Source organism: Leclercia sp. Colony189, assembly GCF_009740165.1.
In the GTDB taxonomy this organism is placed as follows: domain Bacteria; phylum Pseudomonadota; class Gammaproteobacteria; order Enterobacterales; family Enterobacteriaceae; genus Enterobacter.
Genome location: NZ_CP046557.1, coordinates 3,195,729 through 3,219,588 on the forward strand (window position 1 = coordinate 3,195,729; position 23,860 = coordinate 3,219,588).

Annotated in this window: 21 protein-coding genes; 8 read left to right on the forward strand and 13 right to left on the reverse strand. The window is 56.6% G+C overall.

Annotation, left to right across the window (positions count from 1 at the left end; translation table 11 throughout):
* Positions 1 to 127: 127 nt before the first annotated feature.
* Positions 128 to 961: a BglG family transcription antiterminator LicT gene (licT, locus tag GNG29_RS15295; protein ID WP_103180312.1), complete on the reverse strand. Its 834-nt coding sequence runs from the start codon at positions 959 to 961 to the stop codon at positions 128 to 130.
* 158 nt (positions 962 to 1,119) lie between these two features.
* A complete protein-coding gene (dusC, locus tag GNG29_RS15300; protein WP_156654896.1) occupies positions 1,120 to 2,052 on the reverse strand; it encodes a tRNA dihydrouridine(16) synthase DusC in 933 nt (310 codons plus the stop codon).
* A 233-nt stretch (positions 2,053 to 2,285) separates the two neighbouring features.
* On the opposite strand from dusC, the gene GNG29_RS15305 reads away from it, so the two are divergent.
* From GNG29_RS15305 to sanA, 4 genes are all read left to right on the forward strand, one after another.
* Positions 2,286 to 2,684, forward strand: coding sequence for a CidA/LrgA family protein (locus GNG29_RS15305; protein WP_103180316.1), 399 nt, complete (start codon positions 2,286 to 2,288; stop codon positions 2,682 to 2,684).
* Positions 2,681 to 3,376: a CidB/LrgB family autolysis modulator gene (locus GNG29_RS15310; RefSeq protein ID WP_103180317.1), complete on the forward strand. Its 696-nt coding sequence runs from the start codon at positions 2,681 to 2,683 to the stop codon at positions 3,374 to 3,376. The genes GNG29_RS15305 and GNG29_RS15310 overlap by 4 nt, the downstream gene beginning before the upstream one ends.
* 128 nt (positions 3,377 to 3,504) lie before the next feature.
* Positions 3,505 to 4,389, forward strand: a complete 885-nt coding sequence (cdd, locus tag GNG29_RS15315) for a cytidine deaminase (protein WP_156654898.1) — start codon at positions 3,505 to 3,507, stop codon at positions 4,387 to 4,389.
* 128 nt (positions 4,390 to 4,517) lie between these two features.
* Positions 4,518 to 5,231, forward strand: a complete 714-nt coding sequence (gene sanA, locus GNG29_RS15320) for an outer membrane permeability protein SanA (protein ID WP_103180320.1) — start codon at positions 4,518 to 4,520, stop codon at positions 5,229 to 5,231.
* Between the two features lie 119 nt (positions 5,232 to 5,350).
* Here sanA and mglC read toward each other — a convergent pair whose 3' ends face one another.
* From mglC to GNG29_RS15355, 7 genes are all read right to left on the reverse strand, one after another.
* A complete protein-coding gene (mglC, locus tag GNG29_RS15325; protein ID WP_103180322.1) occupies positions 5,351 to 6,361 on the reverse strand; it encodes a galactose/methyl galactoside ABC transporter permease MglC in 1,011 nt (336 codons plus the stop codon).
* Positions 6,362 to 6,376: 15 nt separating this feature from the next.
* On the reverse strand, positions 6,377 to 7,897 hold the full coding sequence (gene mglA, locus GNG29_RS15330) for a galactose/methyl galactoside ABC transporter ATP-binding protein MglA (RefSeq protein WP_103180324.1): 1,521 nt from the start codon (positions 7,895 to 7,897) through the stop codon (positions 6,377 to 6,379).
* A 71-nt stretch (positions 7,898 to 7,968) separates the two neighbouring features.
* On the reverse strand, positions 7,969 to 8,967 hold the full coding sequence (gene mglB / locus GNG29_RS15335) for a galactose/glucose ABC transporter substrate-binding protein MglB (protein WP_103180326.1): 999 nt from the start codon (positions 8,965 to 8,967) through the stop codon (positions 7,969 to 7,971).
* Between the two features lie 291 nt (positions 8,968 to 9,258).
* Positions 9,259 to 10,281: an HTH-type transcriptional regulator GalS gene (gene galS / locus GNG29_RS15340; RefSeq protein ID WP_103180327.1), complete on the reverse strand. Its 1,023-nt coding sequence runs from the start codon at positions 10,279 to 10,281 to the stop codon at positions 9,259 to 9,261.
* Between the two features lie 155 nt (positions 10,282 to 10,436).
* The gene (gene yeiB / locus GNG29_RS15345; protein ID WP_103180329.1) at positions 10,437 to 11,594 is read right to left on the reverse strand and encodes a DUF418 domain-containing protein YeiB; all 1,158 of its coding nucleotides are present in this window, start codon (positions 11,592 to 11,594) and stop codon (positions 10,437 to 10,439) included.
* 17 nt (positions 11,595 to 11,611) lie between these two features.
* The gene (gene folE / locus GNG29_RS15350) at positions 11,612 to 12,280 is read right to left on the reverse strand and encodes a GTP cyclohydrolase I FolE (protein WP_103180331.1); all 669 of its coding nucleotides are present in this window, start codon (positions 12,278 to 12,280) and stop codon (positions 11,612 to 11,614) included.
* A 117-nt stretch (positions 12,281 to 12,397) separates the two neighbouring features.
* Positions 12,398 to 13,531, reverse strand: a complete 1,134-nt coding sequence (locus tag GNG29_RS15355) for a YbfB/YjiJ family MFS transporter (RefSeq protein WP_103180333.1) — start codon at positions 13,529 to 13,531, stop codon at positions 12,398 to 12,400.
* Between the two features lie 140 nt (positions 13,532 to 13,671).
* Here GNG29_RS15355 and fghA point away from each other — a divergent pair, with 140 nt between their 5' ends.
* Positions 13,672 to 14,508: an S-formylglutathione hydrolase gene (gene fghA / locus GNG29_RS15360; protein WP_156654899.1), complete on the forward strand. Its 837-nt coding sequence runs from the start codon at positions 13,672 to 13,674 to the stop codon at positions 14,506 to 14,508.
* Positions 14,509 to 14,608: 100 nt separating this feature from the next.
* On the opposite strand, the gene cirA is transcribed toward fghA, so the two are convergent.
* The 3 genes from cirA to yieE form a co-directional block, all read right to left on the reverse strand.
* Positions 14,609 to 16,579, reverse strand: coding sequence for a catecholate siderophore receptor CirA (gene cirA, locus GNG29_RS15365; RefSeq protein ID WP_156654901.1), 1,971 nt, complete (start codon positions 16,577 to 16,579; stop codon positions 14,609 to 14,611).
* A 293-nt stretch (positions 16,580 to 16,872) separates the two neighbouring features.
* Positions 16,873 to 18,342, reverse strand: a complete 1,470-nt coding sequence (locus GNG29_RS15370) for an amino acid permease (protein ID WP_103180338.1) — start codon at positions 18,340 to 18,342, stop codon at positions 16,873 to 16,875.
* Positions 18,343 to 18,520: 178 nt separating this feature from the next.
* Positions 18,521 to 19,390 carry a DNA-binding transcriptional regulator YeiE gene (gene yieE, locus GNG29_RS15375; protein ID WP_103180339.1) on the reverse strand — a complete coding sequence of 290 codons (870 nt, stop codon included), beginning with the start codon at positions 19,388 to 19,390 and terminating at the stop codon, positions 18,521 to 18,523.
* Between the two features lie 123 nt (positions 19,391 to 19,513).
* Between yieE and GNG29_RS15380 the strand changes: the two genes are divergently transcribed.
* The 3 genes from GNG29_RS15380 (at position 19,514) to GNG29_RS15390 (ending at position 22,562) form a co-directional block, all read left to right on the forward strand.
* The gene (locus tag GNG29_RS15380; protein WP_156654903.1) at positions 19,514 to 20,560 is read left to right on the forward strand and encodes a YeiH family protein; all 1,047 of its coding nucleotides are present in this window, start codon (positions 19,514 to 19,516) and stop codon (positions 20,558 to 20,560) included.
* 65 nt (positions 20,561 to 20,625) lie between these two features.
* A complete protein-coding gene (nfo, locus tag GNG29_RS15385) occupies positions 20,626 to 21,486 on the forward strand; it encodes a deoxyribonuclease IV (protein WP_156654905.1) in 861 nt (286 codons plus the stop codon).
* Positions 21,486 to 22,562: a sugar kinase gene (locus GNG29_RS15390; protein WP_156655503.1), complete on the forward strand. Its 1,077-nt coding sequence runs from the start codon at positions 21,486 to 21,488 to the stop codon at positions 22,560 to 22,562. Before nfo ends, GNG29_RS15390 begins: the two co-directional genes overlap by 1 nt.
* Positions 22,563 to 22,597: 35 nt before the next feature.
* On the opposite strand, the gene GNG29_RS15395 is transcribed toward GNG29_RS15390, so the two are convergent.
* Positions 22,598 to 23,851 carry a NupC/NupG family nucleoside CNT transporter gene (locus GNG29_RS15395; RefSeq protein WP_156654907.1) on the reverse strand — a complete coding sequence of 418 codons (1,254 nt, stop codon included), beginning with the start codon at positions 23,849 to 23,851 and terminating at the stop codon, positions 22,598 to 22,600.
* Between the last annotated feature and the right edge of the window lie 9 nt (positions 23,852 to 23,860).

Here is a 23,860-nt window from a genome sequence, read left to right on the forward strand (position 1 = left end):
TTTTTCACTGCCCGCAGGCAGGGTTTGACTGAGTCGTAAAAATAAAAAAACCCGAGAACGACACCCTTTCGGGCGCCGCGCTCAGGTTTTGCCTGCGTAACGCAGTAACAATCCGTTTGTGGGGGGCTTAGCGCCCCTCTTTTCTCACGCGCTCAATATGAATGGTGAGAAACATAATCTCTTCTGTGGTCAGCTCGCGCTGATAACTCTTTTGCAGATGCCGGGCAATCTTCTCGGCGCACACCCAGGCTTTGCCGTAGTTCTCTTTTACCGCCGAATGCAGCGTGGCATCATCATCCGCCACTACGGTGCGGGTCAGCATCCGCTGGGCGAAGAACTTCAGATGGGTGACGAAGCGCTGATAGCTGAGCGACTCCTCGTCATACTCCAGCTGTAAGCTGTATTTCACCAGCTGCAGGATCTCCTGCATCACCCGGGTGACGTGCATGACCTCCGGCATCTCGCTGTGCAGCTGGGCAGTTACCAGATGCAGCGCGATAAACCCGGCTTCATCTTCGCCCAGCTCGACATCCAGCCGTTTGGCGATGATGGCCCGGGCCTGCTGGCCCAGCTCAAACTCTTTCGGATAGAGCCGCTTAATGTCCCACAGCAGCACGTTTTTGATCGCCAGCCCCTTCTTCTGCCGCTCAATCGCAAAGTAGCAGTGGTCGGTTAAGGTGATGTACAAACTCTCCTGCAGTTTCCCCAGCCGCTGCGCCGCCAGCCCGATAATGCGGTCGCAGGTGGTCATCACTTCCAGCGGGATCTGGCTGAGTAACTCCCCCAGCCGCTGCACCAGCTCGTCGCTTTGCAGGGCAAACACTTTCTCGATGTTCTCTTTCGGGACACTGTCGCCAGGGTGCTTTTGAAAGGCCAGCCCACGGCCCATCACCACCTGCTCACGCCCCTGTTCATCCAGAACAACCACCACATTGTTATTCAGTATTTTGGCAATCTTCATCCCATGCCCCAGAAACAAAAAAACCTGATTATCCGGCAGATGCCAGATAATCAGGTTTTGCCTGCCGCAGCAGTAACAATCCAGTTAGCGCACTTTACCAGTTTCGCGCTGCGCCTCAATGCGTCCCGCTGAAAAACGTGATGCAGATCGATGTTGGCCTATTTTGACTGTATGACCCGGGCAATCTCCGCTGAAGATTGCAGAGCGCGGATCTCCTGAAACAGATCCAGGGCCTCGTCGTACTCTTTACGCAGGTAGCTCAACCACTGCTTGATGCGCGCCACGTGGTACAGGCCGGTGTCGCCCTGCTTTTCGAGGCGGGAGTACTTCTTCAGCAGCGTGACGACATCCGCCCACGGCATGCGCGGCTCATCGTATTTAATCACCCGGCTGAGGTTGGGCACGTTGAGCGCCCCGCGCCCGATCATAATGGCATTGCAGCCGGTCTCCTGCATGCAGGCCAGCGCGCTTTCGCGATCCCAGATTTCGCCATTGGCCACCACCGGGATAGTCAGCCGTTTGCGGATCTCGCCGATAGCCTGCCAGTTAATGCGTTCGGCTTTGTAACCATCTTCTTTAGTGCGCCCGTGAACTACCAGCTCGGTCGCCCCCGCCTGCTGCACGGCGTCGGCAATTTCAAACTGCCTGTCGCCGCTGTCCCAGCCGAGGCGTACCTTCACGGTCACCGGCAGATGCGAGGGCACCGCCTCGCGCATCGCTTTTGCGCCACGGTAGATAAGCTCGGGATCTTTCAGAAGCGTGGCGCCGCCGCCGCTGCCGTTGACCATTTTCGACGGACAGCCGCAGTTAAGATCCACGCCCCAGGAGCCCAGCTCGACGGCACGCGCGGCGTTTTCTGCCAGCCATTCGGGGTATTGTCCCAGAAGCTGGACGCGCACCAGCGTACCGGAGGCGGTGCGGCTCTGGCGATGCAGCTCCGGACAGAGTCTGTAAAACGATTTTACCGGCAACAACATATCCACCACCCGCAGGAACTCGGTGATGCAGAGATCATAATCGTTAACGTCAGTCAGCAGCTCGCGCACCAGCGAATCGAGCACGCCTTCCATCGGTGCCAGTAATACACGCATATCAATATCCGTAAAAAAAGAGGCGCTATGGTATCTGCTCTGTGTAACGGTGGAAAGCCCTGTTTCAGGGCTCGTGGAACCGGGCTGATTTATAATGTTTTTACCCTTCTGGCTGGGGGAATGCCCGAGGTTCCAAATGGGAATGTCTGGTATGCTCAAAAGTCATGATGTGATCCGTAGCACGTTTCCGGTTTTAATTGTATGATGAATGCGTTCCATTAAGGGCTTCCACCATGAATAAATCACTGATCGTTGTCTGGCAATACCTGCGCGCCTTCATCCTTATTTATGCCTGCCTCTATGCAGGTATCTTTCTTGCCTCTCTGCTGCCGATCGCCATTCCCGGCAGTATTATCGGCATGCTGATCCTGTTTGTGCTGCTTGCCTTGCAGATCCTTCCGGCAAACTGGGTCAAGCCAGGCTGCTCGGTCCTGATCCGCTATATGGCCCTTCTGTTCGTCCCCATCGGTGTGGGCGTGATGCAGTATTACGACCTGCTGAGCGCGCAGTTTGGCCCGATCTTCGTCTCCTGCACGATCAGTACGCTGGTGGTGTTTTTAGTGGTGAGCTGGAGCACCCATCTGGCGCACGGGGAGCGCAAAGTGATTGGACAGAAAGGAGAGAAAAAATGATGGCGAATATCTGGTGGTCGTTGCCGCTCACCGTGGCGGTCTTCTTCGCCGCCCGCAAGCTGGCGGTGCGCCTGAAGTTTCCTCTTCTTAATCCCCTGCTGGTAGCGATGGTGGTGATCATCCCTTTCCTGCTGTTAACCGGCATCCCTTACGCTCACTATTTCCAGGGCAGCAAAGTTCTCAACGATCTGCTCCAGCCTGCGGTGGTTGCGCTGGCGTTTCCGCTTTATGAGCAACTGCACCAGATCCGCGCCCGCTGGAAATCGATTATTACCATCTGTCTCGCCGGGAGCGTGGTGGCGATGATCACCGGCACCTCGGTGGCGTTGCTGATGGGGGCGACACCCGAAATTGCCGCCTCCATTCTGCCCAAATCGGTGACCACGCCGATTGCAATGGCGGTGGGCGGCAGCCTCGGCGGCATTCCGGCGATCAGCGCCGTGTGCGTCATTTATGTCGGTATTCTGGGTGCGGTGTTAGGCCATACGCTGCTGAATGCCATGCGCATTCGCACCAAATCTGCCCGTGGGCTGGCGATGGGCACCGCCTCACACGCCCTCGGCACCGCCCGCTGTGCGGAGCTGGATTATCAGGAAGGTGCCTTCAGTTCGCTGGCGCTGGTGATCTGCGGGATTTTGACCTCGCTGATCGCCCCTTTCCTGTTCCCGATAATTCTGGCTGTGGTGGGCTAAAATTTGCGACGCGTCGCGCATTTTTAATCTGAGTTTCATAAGTTGCACACATAATGAGATCTAAGTCACATATAAAGCCCCAGCGGCTCCGTAAACTACCGATCCATTAACCTTTATGAGGCAACGCCATGCATCCACGTTTTCAATCAGCTTTTGCCGAGCTAGCAGAGAATTTGCAGTCAGCCCTGGCCCCGGTACTGGCGGATGCACACTTCCCCGCCCTGCTGACGGCTGAACAGGTCGCCGCACTGAAACGTGCCACGGATCTGGATGATGACGCGCTGGCCTTTGCGCTTCTGCCGCTGGCAGCGGCCTGCGCCCGCGCCGATCTTTCCCATTTCAACGTCGGCGCCATTGCCCGGGGCGTGAGTGGCACCTGGTACTTCGGCGGCAATATGGAGTTTCTCGGCGCTACCATGCAGCAGACCGTTCATGCGGAACAGAGCGCCATCAGTCACGCCTGGCTGCGCGGCGAACAAGCCCTGGAGGCGATCACCGTCAACTACACCCCATGCGGCCACTGCCGTCAGTTTATGAACGAACTCAACAGCGGATTAGCGCTGCGCATCAACCTGCCGGGCCGCGCCCAGCATACGCTGGCGGATTATCTGCCCGATGCCTTCGGACCGAAAGATCTAGAGATCAAATCGCTGCTGATGGACGAGCAGGATCACGGTTATGCCGTGAGCGGAGATGAACTGACCCAGGCAGCTATCCTTGCCGCCAATAAAGCACACGCGCCATACAGCAACGCGCCGAGCGGCGTGGCGCTGGAGTGTCGTGACGGGCGAATCTTTACCGGCAGCTATGCCGAAAACGCCGCCTTTAACCCGACGCTGCCGCCGTTACAGGGTGCACTGAACCTGCTCAGCCTTAACGGTTATGACTACCCGGATATCCAGCGCGCCATTCTGGCGGAAAAAGCCGATGCACCGCTGATCCAGTGGGATGCCACTGCGGCCACGCTGCGGGCGCTGGGTTGTAGCAACATTGATCGTGTCCTGCTGGGCTAAGCGTATGATGCGGGCAGCCATGCCCGCACAACTGATGAAAATCCCCCCAATTAAATCGCCCTTTCTTGCGCTTACCAGACGGGTAAAGTAGCCTGAGTGAAATTTCACCTTTGGTAAGAGTCATCTGTATGTTAAAGCGCGTGTTTTACAGCCTGGTTGTCCTGATCGGCATCGTGCTGTTGACTGCGCTGGGCCTCGACCGCTGGATGAGCTGGAAAACGGCTCCTTATATCTTTGATGACCTTCAGGATCTGCCCTACCGGCAGGTCGGCGTGGTGCTGGGCACCGCCAAGTATTACCGCACCGGGGTGATCAACCAGTATTACCGTTACCGCATTCAGGGGGCGCTCAACGCCTATAACAGCGGCAAAGTGAATTATCTGCTGCTGAGCGGTGACAACGCGCTCCAGAGCTATAACGAGCCGGTCACCATGCGTAAGGATTTGATTGCCGCAGGGGTTGATCCAGCCGATATCGTGCTCGACTACGCCGGTTTCAGAACCCTCGATTCGATAGTTCGCACCCGTAAGGTATTTGATACCAACGATTTCATCATCATTACCCAGCGCTTCCACTGCGAACGCGCGCTGTTTATCGCCCTGCATATGGGCATTCAGGCCCAGTGTTATGCCGTTCCATCGCCAAAAGATATGCTCACCGTGCGGGTACGCGAGTTTGGCGCACGCCTGGGGGCGCTGGCGGATCTCTACATTTTTAAACGCGAACCGCGCTTCTTAGGCCCGCTGGTGCCGATCCCGACGATGACGGAAGTCCCGGCCGATGCCCAAGGTTATCCGGCGGTCACGCCAGAACAGCTGCTTGAGATGCAGAAGAAGAAGTAACCCCCGCCGGGTGGCGGCTTCGCCTTACCCGGCCTACATTACCCCGTAGGCCCGCGCAAGCGCAGCGCCGCCGGGCATAAAAAAACCCGCACAAGGCGGGTTTTTTGCTAACCGAAATCTTACTTCTTACGCGCGTACTTCAGGGAGTCCAGCGCTACCGCAAAGATAATGATGGCGCCCTTGATAATGTACTGCCAGTACGGGTTGACGCCGATATAGGTCAGGCCGTAGTTGATAACGGTGAAGATGATCACACCGGTTACCACACCCAGCACAGTACCCACACCACCACTGAACGACACGCCACCTACGACGCACGCGGCGATGGCATCCAGCTCATACATAAAGCCGAGGTTGTTGGTGGCAGAGCCGATACGGCCCGCTTCCAGCAGACCACCGAAGGCGTAGAACACGCCCGACAGGGCATAGATAACCAGCAGGTTCAGCGCCACGTTAACACCAGAGACTTTTGCCGCTTCCGGGTTACCCCCGATAGCGAAGATGTTCTTACCGAAGCGGGTTTTGTTCCACAGCACCCAGACGAACGCCACGGCAATCAGCGCGTAGAAGGTGATGTAGGAGAGGCGGAAACTGCCCATCGCGATAAAGCCCTGCGTAAAGGTCGAGAATCCACTGTCGAAACCGGAAATCGGTGATGCGCCCACGAAGTCGTAGTACAGGGAGTTAATACCGTAAACGATGATCATGGTACCCAGAGTGGTGATAAACGGCGTTACGTTCAGGTACGCAATGATGATGCCGTTAATCAGACCGATAACCGCGCCAATGGCACAGACAATCAGGATCACCAGGAAAATGGGCATGGTTGCCATTTCCGGGAAGACCTTGTTGGCGTTTTCCATCGACTGCAGAAGCGTTGCCGCAACAACCGCCGCCAGACCAACCTGACGGCCGGCTGACAGGTCAGTACCCTGGGTGACAATAAGACCTGCCACGCCGAGGGCGATAATAATACGCACCGAAGACTGGGTCAGAATGTTACTTAAGTTCAGCAGACTTAAGAAAGTCGGATCCTGGAAAATAATAATGGCCAGTAAGACTAAAAGAACAACGTAAATACCGCCTTCTTTCAGATAAGTAAGAAAACTTTTCTTATTTAACGCACTCATGAGGAGCCCCTGATCTTAAAGGTGCAAAGACGCAAGACGCAAAATTTCGTTTTGCGTTGTCGTTTTGGTGTCAACAATTCCGGCAACGAGACCATTGCTCATAACCAGGATACGATCTGTGATCCCTAACAATTCCGGCATTTCGGAAGAAATAATAATAATCCCTTTATCTTTCTTAGCTAATTCAGCAATCAGCTGATAAATTTCAAATTTTGCACCAACGTCGATACCGCGGGTTGGTTCATCCAGCATCAGAATTTCTGGCTGGGTTAACAACCAGCGTCCAATAATAACCTTTTGCTGGTTACCACCGGAAAGCGAGCCAATTTGCGTGCGGTGTCCTGGGGTTTTTACGCGCATGGAGTCAATCACCCACTGGGTATCGCTCTTCATGCGGGAATTATCCAACAAACCGATTTTATTTTTATAATTATGAATATTAGAAATTAAGGAGTTAAAGTTAATATCCAGATAGGCATAAATACCGGTCGAGCGACGCTCTTCGGTAACCAGCGCAAAGCCGTGGTTAATAGCTTCGTTGGCGTTATGGTTATTAATCTTTTTACCGTGCAGGGTAATGGTCCCGGCGGATTTCTCGCGGATACCAAACAGCGTTTCGACGATATCGGTACGCTTGGCGCCCACCAGACCGGCAATCCCGAGGATCTCCCCTTTATGCAGATCGAAGGAAACATCGCGAATGGAAGGCTGACGCAGTGAAGTCAGGTTGCGCACTTCCAGAATCACTTCGCCCGGCTTGTTCTCTTTGTTCGGGAAGCGCTGGTTCAGGGAGCGGCCAACCATCATGGCGATGATCTTGTCCATGTCCAGCCCTTCCAGTGACTGGGTGGCGATCCACTGCCCGTCGCGAAGCACGGTGATTTCATCACACAGCTGGAAGATCTCTTCCATTTTGTGAGAGATATAAACGATGCCGCAACCGCGCTCTTTCAGTTTACGGATAATGGTGAACAGGTGGTTCACCTCTTTCTCCGTTAACGAAGAGGTAGGCTCATCCATAATCACGATTTTGGCGTTATAGGAGAAGGCCTTGGCAATTTCGATCATCTGCATTTGTGAAACAGACAATGTACCGACGCGCGCCCGGGGATCGATATCAATATCCAGTTCATCAAAAATAGCTTTGGTGTCGCGATACATTTTGTCCTGATCGACAAATACGCCTTTGGTCGGATAACGACCCAGCCACATATTGTCCATAACAGAACGCTGAAGTACCAGGTTAAGCTCCTGGTGAACCATCGAAATACCGTTTTCCAGCGCCTCTTTGGCGGAATGGAAATCGATCTCTTTCCCCTGAAAAAGAATGCTGCCAGAATCTTTTTGGTAGATCCCAAATAAGCATTTCAATAATGTTGATTTACCCGCACCGTTTTCACCCATTAAGGCGTGAATGGAGTGAGGCCGTACTTTTAAATTAACATTATCCAGTGCTTTAACACCGGGAAAAGACTTGTTGATACCGCTCATTTCCAACAAGTATTCACCGGACGACTGAGTCGTTGTGCTGACCATAATTATACCTTCTCGGCCTCGCGTCGCGTGATAAAAGGGCGCAGAAACTGCGCCCAGTGGAATGCTATAACTTATTTACCGGTGAACTGCGCCAGGTTTTCCTGATCTACGCCAACGTACGGTACACGAACAACTTTGTTGTCAATTTTCCAGTTAGTACCGTCAGCCGCGCCTTTGCCTTCTGCCAGGTTTTTCGCCAGATCGAAGGTGGCTTTCGCCTGGTTGTTTGCATCGTTCAGTACGGTACCCGCCATTGCGCCAGATTTAACCAGTGCCAGCGCTTCAGGCAGGGCGTCCACACCAAATACCGGGATAGAGGATTTGTTGTGTGCTTTCAGGGCTTCTACCGCACCCATTGCCATCGCGTCGTTGTTGGCGATAACCACTTCAATTTTGTTCGCGTTCGGGCCGGACAGCCATGCGTCCATCTTGTCTTTCGCCTGAGCGGTATCCCACATTGCGGTATCTAAAGCCAGCTGCTGGGTTTTCAGACCCTTGTCGTTCAGCTCTTTGATAACGTAGGTGGTACGTGCTTCAGCATCCGGGTGGCCTGGCTCGCCTTTCAGCAGTACGAACTGTACCTGACCGTCTTTGTTCAGATCCCAGTTCGGGTTAGCGGCCCAGTGTTTGGCAATCAGGTCGCCCTGAATAATGCCGGATTCTTTGGAGTCGGTACCGACGTAGAAGGCTTTGTCGTAGCTATCCAGCGCTTTGCGGGAAGGTTCTTTGTTGAAGAACACAACCGGCACGTTCTGGCCGCGTGCTTTTTCAATAACAGTGCCTGCTGCTGCCGGGTCAACCAGGTTGATTGCCAGCGCTTTTACGCCTTTCGCCAGCAGAACGTCGATCTGGTCGTTCTGTTTGGACTGGTCATTCTGGGAGTCATTCATCAACAGCTGTACATCTGGTGCGCCTGTACCCTCTTTCTCGATTGCCTTACGCACAACGGACATGAAGTTGTCGTCATACTTATAGATAGTCACACCAATACGGCTATCTGCAGCGTGCGCGGCGGCACCGAAAAGCATGCTTGCCATAACAGCAGACAGAGTCAACACCTTCTTATTCATGATATCTCCGATTTTTATGCAGGGTAGTTCGTGTGAATAACGCTCGGCGGGCACATGTTAAAGAAACGTTACTGCCGGCCGAAGTCCACTTATAAAATTTCTATCTTCCTTGGTCGGTAACGCTCCAGAATGCGTTTTTTTGGATGTTTAACGGACCTCAGCTATGGTCAAAGTGATTAATCACCGTTACATAGCGTTTCAGTTGCTAAAACGCTGACATCATAGACAGCGCATTGTTAAGTTACTGTGAATTTACTCACAAATTGAAAACGGTTACATCACGGCGAATTATTAGTTAGTGATCGGCACCACAGTTTGCCGAATGGCAACGGAGTGGCGACGCACTAAAGTTGGCATGAAACAGTGTGTTGCATCGATATCCAGCTTCCCGGCGGCCCCCTGTAATGCCAGCTCCGTGGCCAGCCGGGCCATGGAGGCGATGGGGTAGCGAACCGTCGTCAGCTGAGGGTCCGTGTAACGGGCAATCGGTATATCATCAAAACCAATCAATGACAGATGCTGCGGCACCGCAATGCCGTTGTCTTTCAGCGCCGTGAGTGCGCCCGCCGCCATGCTGTCGTTGTAGGCAAAGACCGCGGTCAGCTGCAGGTTGCGCCCGAGCAGCTCCACCATCGCTGCCTCTCCGCCCTGCATGTCCGGAGCGCCGGTGCCGATCCAGCTTTCCGACCCCGTAATCCCTTGTTCCAGCAAGGCTTTCTGCCAGCCTTCCCGGCGCATATCGTCGTCCTCGATGCGGTGGCTTGAGGCCAGATAGCCGATACGCTGATGCCCGTTGTTCATTAGCATCCGCGTGGCCATCATCGCTCCGCTGACGTTATCGAGGCAGACGCAGCGGTGGGCATAGCCGGGAACGATGCGGTTAATGAGCACCATGCCGGGGATCTGCTCCATCAGCGCGGAAAGTTCCTCATCGCTTAACGCTTTTGAATGCACGATCAATGCGTTACAGCGTTGACGAATCAGCACCTCAATGGCGTTGCGCTCTTTTTCCGCCTCGTGATAGCTGTTGCCGATCAGCACGTTTTTCTGGTGCTCCTGCGCCACCATATCGACGGCTTTCACCAGCGCGCCAAAGAACGCATCTGACACGTCCATCACCACCACACCGATGGTGTCGCTGACCTGGGTCGCCAGCGCCTGGGCGTTCGCATTAGGCCGGTAGCCCAGCGCCGTGACGGCTTTCATCACGCATTCACGCGTCTCCGGGCTGACCAGTGCGCTATTGTTAAGAACCCGGGAAACGGTGGCGACAGAAACGCCCGCCTGACGCGCGACGTCACGAATGGTGATCATATTCACCACCCTTATTTAGATTGCAGCGACTCACAGACACCCCCTGTGTTTAGCAAGGTGCCTATTCTGGCAGCGACAAGGCGAGGACTACGTGAAGAAGGTCACAAGGATGAAAACGGTTACATCGGTTTTGTTAATGATTGTGATCCAGATCGTTATCCGGATGTATGGCTTGATGAAACGCCTGACGCACGTATGGTCAATTGTCGCCATACCCATTCCAGCGGCCCCTGACGGAAATGGCGCAGCCAGAGGACGGAGAATAGAATATTAACCAGCCACACCGGCAGGACAATCCCCAGCAGCTGTAGCCGGTCGAACTTCATAAATAAGCCAAGCTGATAGAACAGGGTGGTACAGATCAGCGTCTGTAAAATATAGTTGCTGAGCGCCATGCGCCCCACGCAGGCCACCGCCGTCACCAGCCTGAAACGGCAGAGCTGCGGCCAGTAACCGTAGATGAGCGCGGCATAACCAATCGTCTGAAACGGCGCGCTCAGTTCACGCGGCGCCTGCAACAGGAATGCGCACCAGCGATAATCCCAGTGCAGATACCACTGGGCGATCACCGCCGGAAGGTTGATCGCCAGCCCCACCAGCACCAGCCACATCCCGGTACGGCGATAGTGGCGCGGGCTGAACTCGCCCTTCAGCCAGCCGGTACGCATCAGCGCGGCGCCGATCAGCATCATCCCCGCCAGCTGCCAGCCATACTGTGCGCCGAGCGCCAGTAAACTGTTGCCGATCATATCCGCCCGGTTGCTGATGGCTTCCAGTCCACCGCCCAGCTTCCAGTACTGCTCATATTGCAGGTTCGCCGCATCCGGCACCCAGGAGCGGTTGGTCGAGCCGCCGGAGATAACCCCCAGCAGTAGCAATATAGCCACGCCGATAAGAAACAGCACCACGCCGGTATTGAAGAGATTTTTGACGTCGTGTGCGTCGCGGATGATGCGCCAGCAGATCAGCCCTACCAGCCCATAGGCCAGCAGAATGTCGCCATCCCAGAACAGCAGCCCATGAATAAACCCGAACAGCACCAGCAGAGAGAGCCGGGCCTGGATCCAGCGTTTACCACGTTTCAGTAACAGCTGAAGACCTGCCCCGAACAGCAGCGCAAACAGGGTGAGGAATTTGACCTGAGCAAAGAGATCCAGTATCGCCCATGTCCAGGCGTCGCGGAGAGTGATATCGCCATACCAGGCGGGATTGAGGTAAGCGGCCTTCGGCAAACCGAAGGCGCTTATATTCAGAAGCAGAATACCCAGAATCGCGACGCCACGAACGAAATCCAGCGTGACATTTCTTTCCATGTACCCTGCCCTGACGATTAGCTAACGTGACGGACGGCGCGCAGGAACTCCTGGCGGGTATTCTGGCTCGATTTGAACAGGCCGCCCAGCGAGGTGGTAGTGGTGGCGCTGGTCGCATCACGAATGCCACGCGCTTTCACGCAGTAGTGTACCGCATCAATCGATACCGCCACGTTGTTGGTGCCCAGCAGCGTTTGCAGCGCGATGAGGATCTGCTGGGTTAAACGCTCCTGCACCTGCGGACGCTGGGCAAAGAACTGTACGATACGGTTGATTTTGGACAGGCCAATCACCGCGTCTTTCGGGATATAGGCCACGGTCGCTTTACCGTCGATGGTCACAAAGTGATGCTCGCAGGTGCTGGTCAGGGTGATATCGCGCACCGTCACCATCTCATCGACCTTCATTTTGTTTTCAATGACGGTAATTTTCGGGAAATTGGCGTAATCAAGCCCGGAGAAAATCTCATCGACATACATTTTGGCGATGCGACGCGGCGTCTCCATCAGACTGTCATCACTCAGATCGAGATTGAGCAGCTGCATGATTTCGGTCATGTGCCCGGAAATAAGACTTTTACGTGTTTCGTTGTCCATCTCCTGAACCGGTGGGCGCAGCGGCGTTTCAAGGCCGTGTGCTACCAGCGCTTCATGGACGAGGGCAGCTTCTTTACTCATTGATGACATTCTTTTCTCCTGCAGGTGTGGCGCTCTTCTGCCCTCCGTGGGGCAAAATGTGCACTCATTGTGCGCGAGGCGGCGAGCATAATCCAGTATTCACCGCGATAATTATTCCAATTGTCGTTACCTTTCAACCTGACGCTGCCAGACCAGTCCACCCGCAACAAACAATGCGATACCCGCAAGGCCCAGCGCAGGCTCAAGCTGATGGGTAAGCCAGCTCGACAGTGCCGATGTCATCGGGCCAATTAGCTGCCCGATGGCATAGCCGGTCGTCAGTAATCCGGCCATGTAACGCGTATGATTCGGTGCCAGTTCACGCCCATAGAGCAACGAGAGCTGCACCGCACATAAAAATCCGCCGCCGACCAGCAGCGCACCGGTCACAAGCCCAGCCATCCCCGGCATCAGCCAGGCGGCAATCACCCCTACCGCCTGCAACCAGAGCACGATCGCCAGCCGACGATGGGTCGACGCGACGTGGCGCAGGGCGATGCTGAGAGCAATCCCCACCATCGAAGCGACACCAAAAACCGGCCAGACAAACTGGGCAAAGGCGCTACCGGGAAAGCGCAGCGCCGCCATCTGCGACAGAAAGGTCGCCGGGAGGATGTAGCCAAACCCGGCGAGGCTGTAGCTCCAGACCAGACGACGAAGATCGCGGGTTAGCGTCAGCGGCTCCGGCGTGGTGCCCGGACGATGCAGCTGTCCGGCTCGCGGCAGGTAGCGGCCCACCAGCGCGACGAGCACCAGCGCCAGCAGGCCGTAGATTTGCCAGGCGGCGCTGGCGGAGAGCGCCTGCGCCTGGATCCAGACCGCCAGCAGACCGCTTAAGGCGATCCCCGCCCCCGGCCCGGCAAACACCGCGGCACTCAGGCCCGGCTTGCCATAATGGGCCAGCCGCTCGTTGGTCCAGGCGGCGACCAGCACCATCGACCAGCCGCTCATGCAGCCAATCACAAAGCGCAGCAGCCCGTGGACCACCGCATTATCCGCCACGGCGGAGAGCAGCGTCAGCGCCACTGCGCCCCCGATCCCCAGCCATAAACGTCCTTCAACGAAGCGGTGCGCGCGCATGGCATCCCATGCACCCACCAGATAGCCGAGGTAGTTCATCGCCGCCACCAGCCCGGCGCTGGTCAGGGTGAGCTCCCCTGCCGTAATCATCAGCGGCACCTGGGGCGTAAAGGCAAAGCGCCCTATTCCCATCGCCACCACCAGAACCACAAATCCGCTGAGCGCGATACGCAGCGCCATGACCACCCCGATTGTTAAAGTTTCGTAAATTCATGATGCAGGATATGAGGCGAATGCGGAAGTGAAAGTTGCTCACACGTTACTGAATAATCTGTATTATGGCTTTCAATCCCGATCTCACCTTCCTGAAGGAGCCCTGCATGGAACTGCTCGAAGAGCACCACTGTTTTGAAGGTCGACAGCAGCGCTGGCGTCACGACTCCACGGTGCTGAACTGCGCGATGACGTTCAGCATTTTTCTTCCTCCGGCGACCGACGGGGCGAAACCGCCGGTGCTTTACTGGCTCTCCGGCCTGACCTGCAATGATGAGAACTTCACCACCAAAGCGGGCGCCCAGCGCGTGGCGGCCGAACTGGGGATCGCCCTGGTGATGCCGGATACCAGCCCGCGCGGTGACGACGTGGCGGACGATGCCGGGTATGACCTGGGCAAAGGCGCCGGGTTCTACCTGAACGCCACCCAGCAGCCGTGGGCGCGTCATTACCGGATGTATGATTATCTGCGCGACGAGCTGCCGGCGCTGATCCAGGCGGAGTTTGCGGTAGCCGATCGCTGTGCCATCAGCGGCCATTCGATGGGCGGTCACGGTGCGCTGGTGATGGCGCTGAAAAACCCGGGTAAATATGTCAGCGTCTCGGCGTTTGCGCCAATCGTCAACCCGACGCAGGTGCCGTGGGGGCAGAAAGCCTTTAGCCACTATCTGGGTGAGGATGCTGCAAACTGGCAGGCGTGGGACAGCTGCGCTCTGATGCTGAACAGCCAGCCGGAACAGGCGATCCCGACGCTTATCGATCAGGGCGATGCCGATCAGTTCCTGGCGACCCAGCTCCAGCCAGCCGTACTGGCGGAAGCGGCACGGCAAAAAGCCTGGCCGCTGACGTTACGTATCCAGCCGGGGTACGATCACAGCTATTATTTCATTGCGTCGTTTATTGAAGATCATCTGCGCTTCCATGCGCAGCAGCTGTTGAAGTAAGTGCCAGCCTCATGCCCGGTGGCGCTTCGCTTACCGGGCCTACAAAACCCACACCAGCCCTTAGGCCGGGCAAGCGCAGCGCCGCCCGGCGTTTCAACCATCAGAACTGGTAATCCACCGCCATAAAGTAACGGCGTCCCTCTTCGGTATAGGTGTAGTCGTCGCGGCTGAGATCTTTATCCAGCAGGTTCATGACGCCCGCACGCAGCTTAACGTTTTTGGTTGCCTGCCATGCGCCACCCGTGTTCCACACCACATAGCCACCCGGCGTTGCCGCGCCATCGGTAATCGCGCGTTTCTCACCCGTGTAATTCCCCTGCACGTAGAAGGACCACGCCTGGGTCGCCTGCCAGTCCAGCGTGCCGTTTGCGGTATGGAACGGCAGCTCGGAAAGCGGCTTGTTGCCGCCGTTGCTGATATCACGCCCGTCGTTATAGGTGTAATTCAGCGTCATTCGCCAGTCTTCGGCAATGGGGAATTTCAGCTCCGTCTCCAGGCCGCGGATACGCGCCTTATTGACGTTGTAATAGCGGAATACCGGCTCACCGTCACCGTTCAGCCCGACATAGTTAGGGTAGCTCTGCGCCTGGCTAACGCTGGCGGTACGGCTGATGCTGATCCGGTCATCAACGTCGTTCTGGAAAGCGGTGATGCTCCCCTGAACGCCCTCTAACCAACCCTCTTCCCCGCTGTAGTACAGCCCCAGCTCGAAACTTTCGCTGGTCTCTGGTTTCAGATCCGGGCTACCGACAATTTCACAGGCACCGCGGCAGGAGCCGGTGGTCCAGTCCGGACTCAGCTGCAACAGCGACGGCGCTTTGAATGCCGTTGCCCAGCCGCCTTTTACCGTTACGGTATCGGTGGCGTTATAAACCAGGTAAGCACGCGGGCTCCAGTGATCGCCGTAGGTTTCATGGTCATCCATGCGTACGCCGGTGGTCAGGGCCAGCGGTTCGAAGATCCGCCATTCATCTTCCAGGAACAGCGCATACTGGCTGGCCGAGGTATTGCTGCTGCTGCCGCCGGTAAGGTTGACCGGATCTTTCAGCTTGTCGTGACGCCACTCTCCGCCGAAGGTCAGCAGCTGGTTAATCTCCCCCAGCGGCAGAACATATTTGCCGTCAATGGAGTTGCTTTCGGACGTAATCGGGTTGGCATTGCCCGGGTTTTTGTTATCCACCTTCTCGCCGTAGAATTTTAGCTCGCTGTTGCCCAGCCCCCAGCGGCCATTGTGGCTCAGGGAGTAGTTCTGACGCTCCAGGCGGTTTTTATCCAGCGAGTCGGAATCCCGATCCTGACGGTCAAAACCATACCCGGCGGTGAAATCGTGGTTTTCGTTCGGGGTCCAGGCAAATTCCACGTTGGCATCACGGCTGGTGAAGCCTTCGATACGCGGGGTTTCGCCCGTGGCGCTGGTGGAAGAGGACTGCGGATCGTCTTTATCACGCTGGGAGACGCTGCCGAAGGCTTTCAGGCCGAGGAGGCCATCCACCAGCGGGCCGCTGGTATAGAACTGCCCGCCGTAGGTGTCGCCGCGATCGCGATGTTCCTGAATAGTGGTGTCGGCAGTAAGGGTGCCGGTCCATTTCTGGCCGATCTTTTTGGTGATGATATTGACCACGCCGCCCAGGGCATCGGAGCCGTAGAGAGAGGACATCGGCCCGCGCACCACTTCGATGCGCTCGATGGCATCCACCGGAACCCAGTTCAGATCAAAGTCGTTATGGCGGAACACGGCATTGCGCGAGTTGACGCGTTTGCCGTCGATCAGGATCAGCGTATAGCTGCTGTCCAGCCCGCGGATACTGACGCCCTTGCGGTTGTCCCCTTCGTTGGTTAACTGCACGCCCGGCACGTCCTGTAACACATCTTTCAGGTTCTGCACCGGCTTACGCTGCAGATCCTGCTGGGTGATGACGCTGATACTGGCGGGGGCATCCTTCAGGTTTTGCTCGTTGGCCGAGGCGGTAACGACCATCGTGTCGCCAGATTCCACCGCCGCAACCGGCAGCGCCAGGGAAAGAGCAGACGCGCACAGCCCTCCCCGAACGAAGGGATTCAACCTAAACATTCCATTTCTCCATGAGGTAAACACAGCAAAATCAAATATGTACTGCTCACATTGCATTGCATGCCGCCCGCTTCTTTGGGCGGGTCGGTCTGGTAATTCTTTGCAGGTGTGGCCGCAACCCCTCCCCTGACCAGGGCGAGAAAGTTGACTCCTTCATCCTTTTGATTACTTTGCTAATGATAAAGCAAACGATAACCATTATCAATTCAATTGTTAAAAGTTATGTCAAGAGAGCATACTGTGGAGAAATAAAAAACCCGCTCGGCTGAGCGGGTTAGAGAGAGGTGGTGCGCTTATTTTTTAAAGCTATTCGGGAATTCCATTTCACTGTAACGCACAAACTTCGTTCCCTTCGCCAGCTTGTAGCCAAACCAGATGATCAGGAACAGCGGAATACCGATATAGGTGGCCGCTACGCCGCCCCAGTCGATGGTGTCGGCCAGGAAGGCTTCGTAGTTCTGGCCGAGAGTGATGATCAGACAGAGCACAAAGGCGAAGATCGGACCCAGCGGGAAGAAGCCGGAGCGGTATGGCAGGTTGTTAATATCGTAACCCTGCTTCACGTAGCCGCGACGGAAACGGTAATGGCTGATGGCGATGCCCAGCCAGGCGATGAAGCCCGTCATCCCGGAGGTATTCAGCAGCCACAGGTAGACGGTCTGGTTGCCGAACATCGAGGTCAGGAAGCACAGGCAGGCAATCACGGTGGTGGCATAGAGCGCGTTGCGCGGCACACCGCCCCGGGAGAGCTTCGCGAAAATACGCGGCGCTTTGCCATCGCAGGCCAGGGAATAGAGCATACGGGTAGAGGCATACATCCCGGAGTTACCCGCCGACAGCACCGCCGTCAGGATCACCGCGTTCATAACCGCTGCCGCAGAGAGCAGGCCGGCATGCTGGAACACCAGGGTGAACGGGCTGACGCTGATATCTTTCACATCGTTACGCAGCAGGCTCGGATCGGTATATGGAATGATCAGGCTGATAATCAGGATGGCGAACACATAGAACAGCAGGATACGCCAGAAAACCTGACGCACCGCGCGCGGGATGTTCTTCTCCGGGTTTTCAGATTCACCAGCGGCAATGCCGATAAGCTCCGTCCCCTGGAAGGAGAAGCCGACAATCATCGCCACGCCAATCATCGCCGATAATCCCCCCGCAAAGGGTGCATCGCCAACCGTCCAGTTGCTCCAGCCCGCAGGCTCGCTGCCCTGGAAGATACCGACGATCATCGCCAGGCCGACGATAATAAAGATGATCACGGTCGCCACTTTGATCAGGGAGAACCAGTATTCGGCCTCACCAAAGCCGCGCACGGAGATGTAATTGAGCAGGAAGATCACCGCCAGGAAGAGCGCGCTCCAGATCCAGCCCGGCGTGTCCGGGAACCACCATGTCATGACCAGCTGTGCCGCCACCAGGTCCACGGCGATGGTCACCGCCCAGTTGTACCAGTAGTTCCAGCCCAGCGCGAAGCCAAAGCCTTCTTCAACGTATTTCTGGCCGTAGGTAGAAAAAGAACCGGATACCGGCATGTACGCCGCCAGTTCACCCAGGCTGGTCATCAGGAAGTAGACCATCAGACCGATCAAGATATAGGAAAAGAGCGCGCCGCCAGGACCCGCTGCTGAAATCGTCGCGCCAGAGGCGACAAAAAGGCCTGTACCGATAGAGCCGCCAATGGCGATCATCGTCAGGTGACGCGCCTTGAGTTCGCGACGTAGCGCGGGCGCTTCTGTGGTTTTAGTTTCGGAAACCATGTGAAAATGCTGTCCATTCAAAAAATGAGGCGCGATTGTAGCAGACGATCGCCGGCTCTTCCGGCACAAATGCCCTGTTATAAGAGAGCTTCATGACCGGTCCAGGATTATAAGTAAAGCAGAGAATAGTATTGATGCGAGTAATGACTACCGGCGGACAAAACGCCGCCGGGCAGGATTACATTTCGCAGTAACGCAGAAAACGCTGGAGGGAATTAGAGAGGTGCTTCTGGCGGTGATGGATGCGCCACAGGGTGCGCACCAGCTTATTGGGCAATGGCACGGGGATCTCCACCAGCGTTCCGCTCTCCAGCTGTTCGGCAATTACCCGCCGCGACAGGCAGCTGATGCCAAGACCGTGGCGCACCGCATGTTTGATGGCCTCTGAATTGCCGAGCTCCATGCCCATATGGAACTGCGGCAGATGGGAGAGCAGCAGATAATCGACGATCTCACGCGTGCCTGAGCCCTGCTCGCGTAAAATCCACGGCGCCTGAGCCAGCCGCTCCAGGGTCACCTCCTGCTGTAATAAAGAAGAGGCCGGCGAGGCGAAGACCACCAGCTCATCCTCCAGCCAGGGCTCAGCAATAATGTCGGCGTTGTGGCATGGCCCTTCGATAAGGCCAATATCCACCCGAAAATCGATCACCGCGGTGATCACATCCTGACTGTTGCCGACGCTCATCTCCAGCGGCAGGGTCGGGAAATCCCGGCGATAGCGGGCAATCACTTCAGGCAGGATATAGTTGCCAATGGTGCTGCTGGCGTAGACACGAATGGCGCCGTTATCCTCGCGAAAGAGCTGTTCGATTTCGACCGTTTGCTCCAGCAGAGCCAGCGCGCGCGGGTAGAGCAAACGTCCATGCTCGTTCACCACCAGCCGCTTCCCTACCCGGTCAAAGAGCTGAACCCCCAGCTGACCTTCAAGATCGGTTAACGCGGCGCTGACGGCGGACTGAGAGAGTGCCAGCATCTGAGAGGCCTGCGTAGTCGATCCGCTTTTCAGCACTTCGGCGAAGACTTCAAGCTGGCGTAAGGTAATGTGCATAGTCGCTATCCGGTAGGGTAAGCACCCTGCTTACCACTTATAAAGATTAATTATAAATATATAATCAATTTTATTTTTAAGCCAGCGCGCCGTAACCTTTTAGCCAGAGAAAAGGAGACGGTTATGACAACACTCACCCTACAGCATCATCGTACCGTGTGGCACTACATCCCGGGCCTGGCGCTCAGCGCGCTGGTCACCGGTGTCGCATTATGGGGCGGCAGCATCCCGGCGGTTGCAGGCGCCGGATTCAGCGCCCTGACCCTGGCTATCCTGCTGGGGATGGTGGTCGGTAATACGGTTTATCCGAAGATTTACAAGCCGTGCGACAGCGGCGTCATCTTCGCCAAGCAGCACCTGCTGCGACTCGGGATCATCCTGTATGGCTTTCGTCTTACCTTCGCGCAGATTGCCGACGTCGGAGTAAGCGGTATTGCGATTGATATCTTAACCCTCTCGAGCACCTTTTTACTGGCCTGCTTTATCGGCCAGAAGGTGTTCGGGCTCGACAAACAGACCAGCTGGCTGATTGGTGCAGGCAGCAGCATCTGCGGCGCCGCGGCGGTGCTGGCCACCGAGCCGGTGGTAAAGGCCGAGTCCAGCAAGGTGACCGTGGCGGTGGCGACGGTGGTGATCTTCGGTACCCTGGCGATCTTCCTCTATCCGGCCATGTATCCGCTGGTAGCCCACTGGTTTAGCCCGGAAAACTACGGCATCTACATCGGCTCGACGATGCATGAGGTCGCCCAGGTGGTCGCGGCGGGTCACGCCATCAGCCCGGACGCAGAAAATGCCGCGGTGATCGCCAAAATGCTGCGGGTGATGATGCTGGCCCCGTTCCTGCTGATCCTGGCCGCAAGAGTGAAACAGCTTGCGCCAGCGGGCAACGGTGAGAAGAGCAAAATCACCATCCCCTGGTTCGCCATTCTGTTTATTGTGGTCGCGGTGTTTAACTCGTTCCATCTGCTGCCCAAAGCGGTCGTGGATATGCTGGTGACGCTGGATACCATCCTGCTGGCAATGGCGATGGCGGCGCTGGGCTTAACCACCCACGTCAGCGCCCTGAAAAAAGCCGGAGCGAAACCGCTGCTGATGGCGCTGCTGCTCTTTGTCTGGCTGATTGTCGGCGGGGGCGCCATTAACCTGGCGGTGCATAGCCTGATGGCATAAACCGCTGTAGCCTTATCCTGTTAACCCGCTATCATATGCGTTTGCGGGTTAACAGGAGTCCCTTTATGAAATATGTTGGAGCGCACGTCAGCGCTGCCGGCGGTCTGGCAAATGCCGCTATTCGCGCCGCCGAAATCGAGGCGACCGCCTTCGCCCTGTTCACCAAAAATCAGCGCCAGTGGCGCGCCGCGCCGTTAACCACTCAGGTGATTGATGAGTTCAAAGCGGCCTGCGAAAAATACCATTTCTCCCCCGGCCAGATCCTGCCACACGACAGCTTCCTGATTAACCTCGGTCACCCGGTACAGGAGGCGCTGGATAAATCCCGCGCGGCCTTCCTTGATGAGGTTCAGCGCTGCGAGCAGCTCGGCCTGACGCTGCTGAACTTCCATCCCGGCAGCCATCTGTCGCAGATCGACGAAGATGCTTGTCTGGCGCGGATCGCCGAGTCGATCAACATCGTGCTGGCACAGACCCAGGGGGTGACGGCGGTGATTGAAAATACCGCCGGACAGGGCAGCAACCTCGGTTTCCGCTTTGAGCATCTGGCCGCCATCATCGATGCCGTGGAGGATAAATCCCGCATTGGCGTCTGCATCGATACCTGCCACGCCTTTGCCGCCGGTTACGACCTGCGCAGCGCGGAAGCGTGTGCAAAAACCTTCGCCGAGTTCGAGCGCGTCGTGGGCTTTGAGTACCTGCGCGGTATGCACCTCAACGACGCGAAAAGCACCTTTGGCAGCCGCGTTGACCGTCACCACAGCCTGGGTGAAGGCAACATCGGCCATGATGCGTTCCGCTTTATCATGCAGGATCCGCGTTTCGACAACATTCCGCTGGTGCTGGAAACCATCAACCCGGATATCTGGGCCGAGGAGATCGCCTGGCTGAAAGCGCAACAGCATGCCGAGGCGACCGCAGAATGATGAACGAAAGGGAAAAGCAGATCCTGAAGATCCTGCGGCGCAACCCCCTTATTCAGCAGCATGAGATCGCCCAGATCCTCGATATCAGCCGCTCCCGCGTCGCTGCGCACATTATGGACCTGATGCGCAAAGGAGCGATCAAGGGCAAAGGCTATATCCTGACCGAACAGGATTATTGCGTGGCGCTCGGCGCCATCAATATGGATATTCGCGGGGTGGCCGATATTCGTTTTCCTGAACCCTCCTCCCAGCCGGGAGCCATTCAGTGCGCGGCGGGCGGCGTGGCGCGTAACATCGCCCACAACCTCGCACTGCTGGGGCGCGAGGTGCACCTGATCTCTGCCGTGGGCAGCGATTTTTATGGCGAAACCCTGCTGGAGCAGACCCGCCAGGCGGGCGTTAACGTGCAGAGCACCATCCGCCTGCACGGACAAAGCACCGCAACCTATCTGTCGATTGCCAGTCCGCAGGACGACACTGTGCTGGCGATCAATGATACCCATATCCTGCAGGGGCTGACGCCACAGCTGCTGAATCACTCCCGGGAACTGCTGGCCCATGCGGGCGTCGTGCTGGCCGACTGTAACCTCACCGCGGAAGCGCTGGAGTGGGTCTTTACCCTCGCCGGGGATGTGCCGGTGTTTGTCGACACGGTTTCAGAATTTAAAGCCGACAGGATCAAACCCTGGCTGTCGCGCATCCATACCCTGAAGCCGACGCTGAAGGAGCTGCAGATCCTGGCGGAGTGCGAGGATCGCACGAGTGCCCTCGCCGCCCTGCATGAGAAAGGGGTGCAGCGGATTGTGGTCTGTCTGGAAGATGATTCGGTGCTCTGCAGCGAACAAGGCGCGGAGCCGCTTCTGCTATCGCCGTTCACCCATCCGGTGGTTGACCGCTTTGGTGCCGATGACGCCTTTATGGCGGGGTTGATTTATGGCTTCCTCGACGGGAGCGATTTTACGGAAAGTGCCCGGTTCGCGGGTGGCTGCGCGGCGCTCTCCCGCGCCAGTGAAAGCATCAATAACCCGACGCTGTCGGTAGATAACGTCCTGTCGCTGCTGGAGAGCCAGCCGTAAACAGGCCGGGTAGTTGCCCTACCCGGCCTGCGTCACTAGCCTGCCAGACCAATAAAGAAGCCCGCAATGGTGGCGCTCATCAGGTTAGAGAGCGTGGCCGCCACCAGGGCCCGCACGCCCAGCTGGGCAATCTCCGGGGCGCGCTGGGGCGATACCGCAGAAAAGGCGCCCACCACCACGCCAATCGAGCCGAAGTTGGCAAAGCCGCACAGAGCAAAAGAGATGATGGCGATGGTCTTCACATCCAGCTGACCGGCGGTTTGCAGGTATGGCGAGAAGTTGAGATAGGCGACAAATTCGTTAATCGCCAGCTTCTGTCCAATCAGGCTGCCTGCGAGCGTGGCATCCTGCCATTCGACCCCCATGAGCCACGCCAGCGGTGCCAGGGCATAGCCAAACAGCCCCTCAAGGCTCAGGCTTTCAATACCCAACCAGCCGCCAATGCCGCCCAGCATACCGTTCAGCAGGGCGATGATCGCCACAAAGGCCATTACCACCGTCGCAACCCCGGCGGCGATTTTTAACCCGGTCATCGCCCCGGTCGCCGCGGCTTCGATAATGCTTTTCGGCGGCGTGTCGCTGAACGACAGGTTATCGAAGGTGACCTGTGACGCCTCCGTGGCCGGGCTCAGCAGACGGGCAAACAAAATCCCGCCAGGAATGGCCATTAACGAGGCGGCGAGCAGGTAATCAATCGGCACCCCCATCCCGGCGTAGCCAATCAGCATCGAACCGGCAATGGACGCCATCCCGCTACAAATAGCGGTAAACAGCTCATTGCGGTTCAGCTTATCGACGAAGGGTTTCACGATCGCCGGGATCTCGTTCTGGCCGAGGAAGATGGTGGTCACCGCCACGAAGGATTCAATTTTACTGATACGCAACGCTTTCTGGAAAATGGAGCCCAGAATACGGATCAGCAGCCCCATCACCCCGATGTAGTAGAGCAGGCTTATCAGCGCGGTGACAAAGATGATGGCGGGCATCACCCTGAAGGCAAAGACGAACCCGGCACCGTCAAACAGCGTATCCATTTTGGGGCCAACCAGCGCGCCAAAGATAAAAGCACTACCGGCATCGCTGTAGGACATTACCTTGCTCACCCCTATCGCGGCCTGTTCAACCAGCCATTTTCCTGGCGGGAAATAGAGCATGATGCCGCCAATTGCCACCTGCAAAATGAAAGCGGCGCCAACGGTACGCAGACTGATACGGCGTTTATTGACCGACAGGAGGAAGGCTATTGCTAACAGCACCGCCATACCCAGCAGACTTCTCATTACATCCATAATGATTTC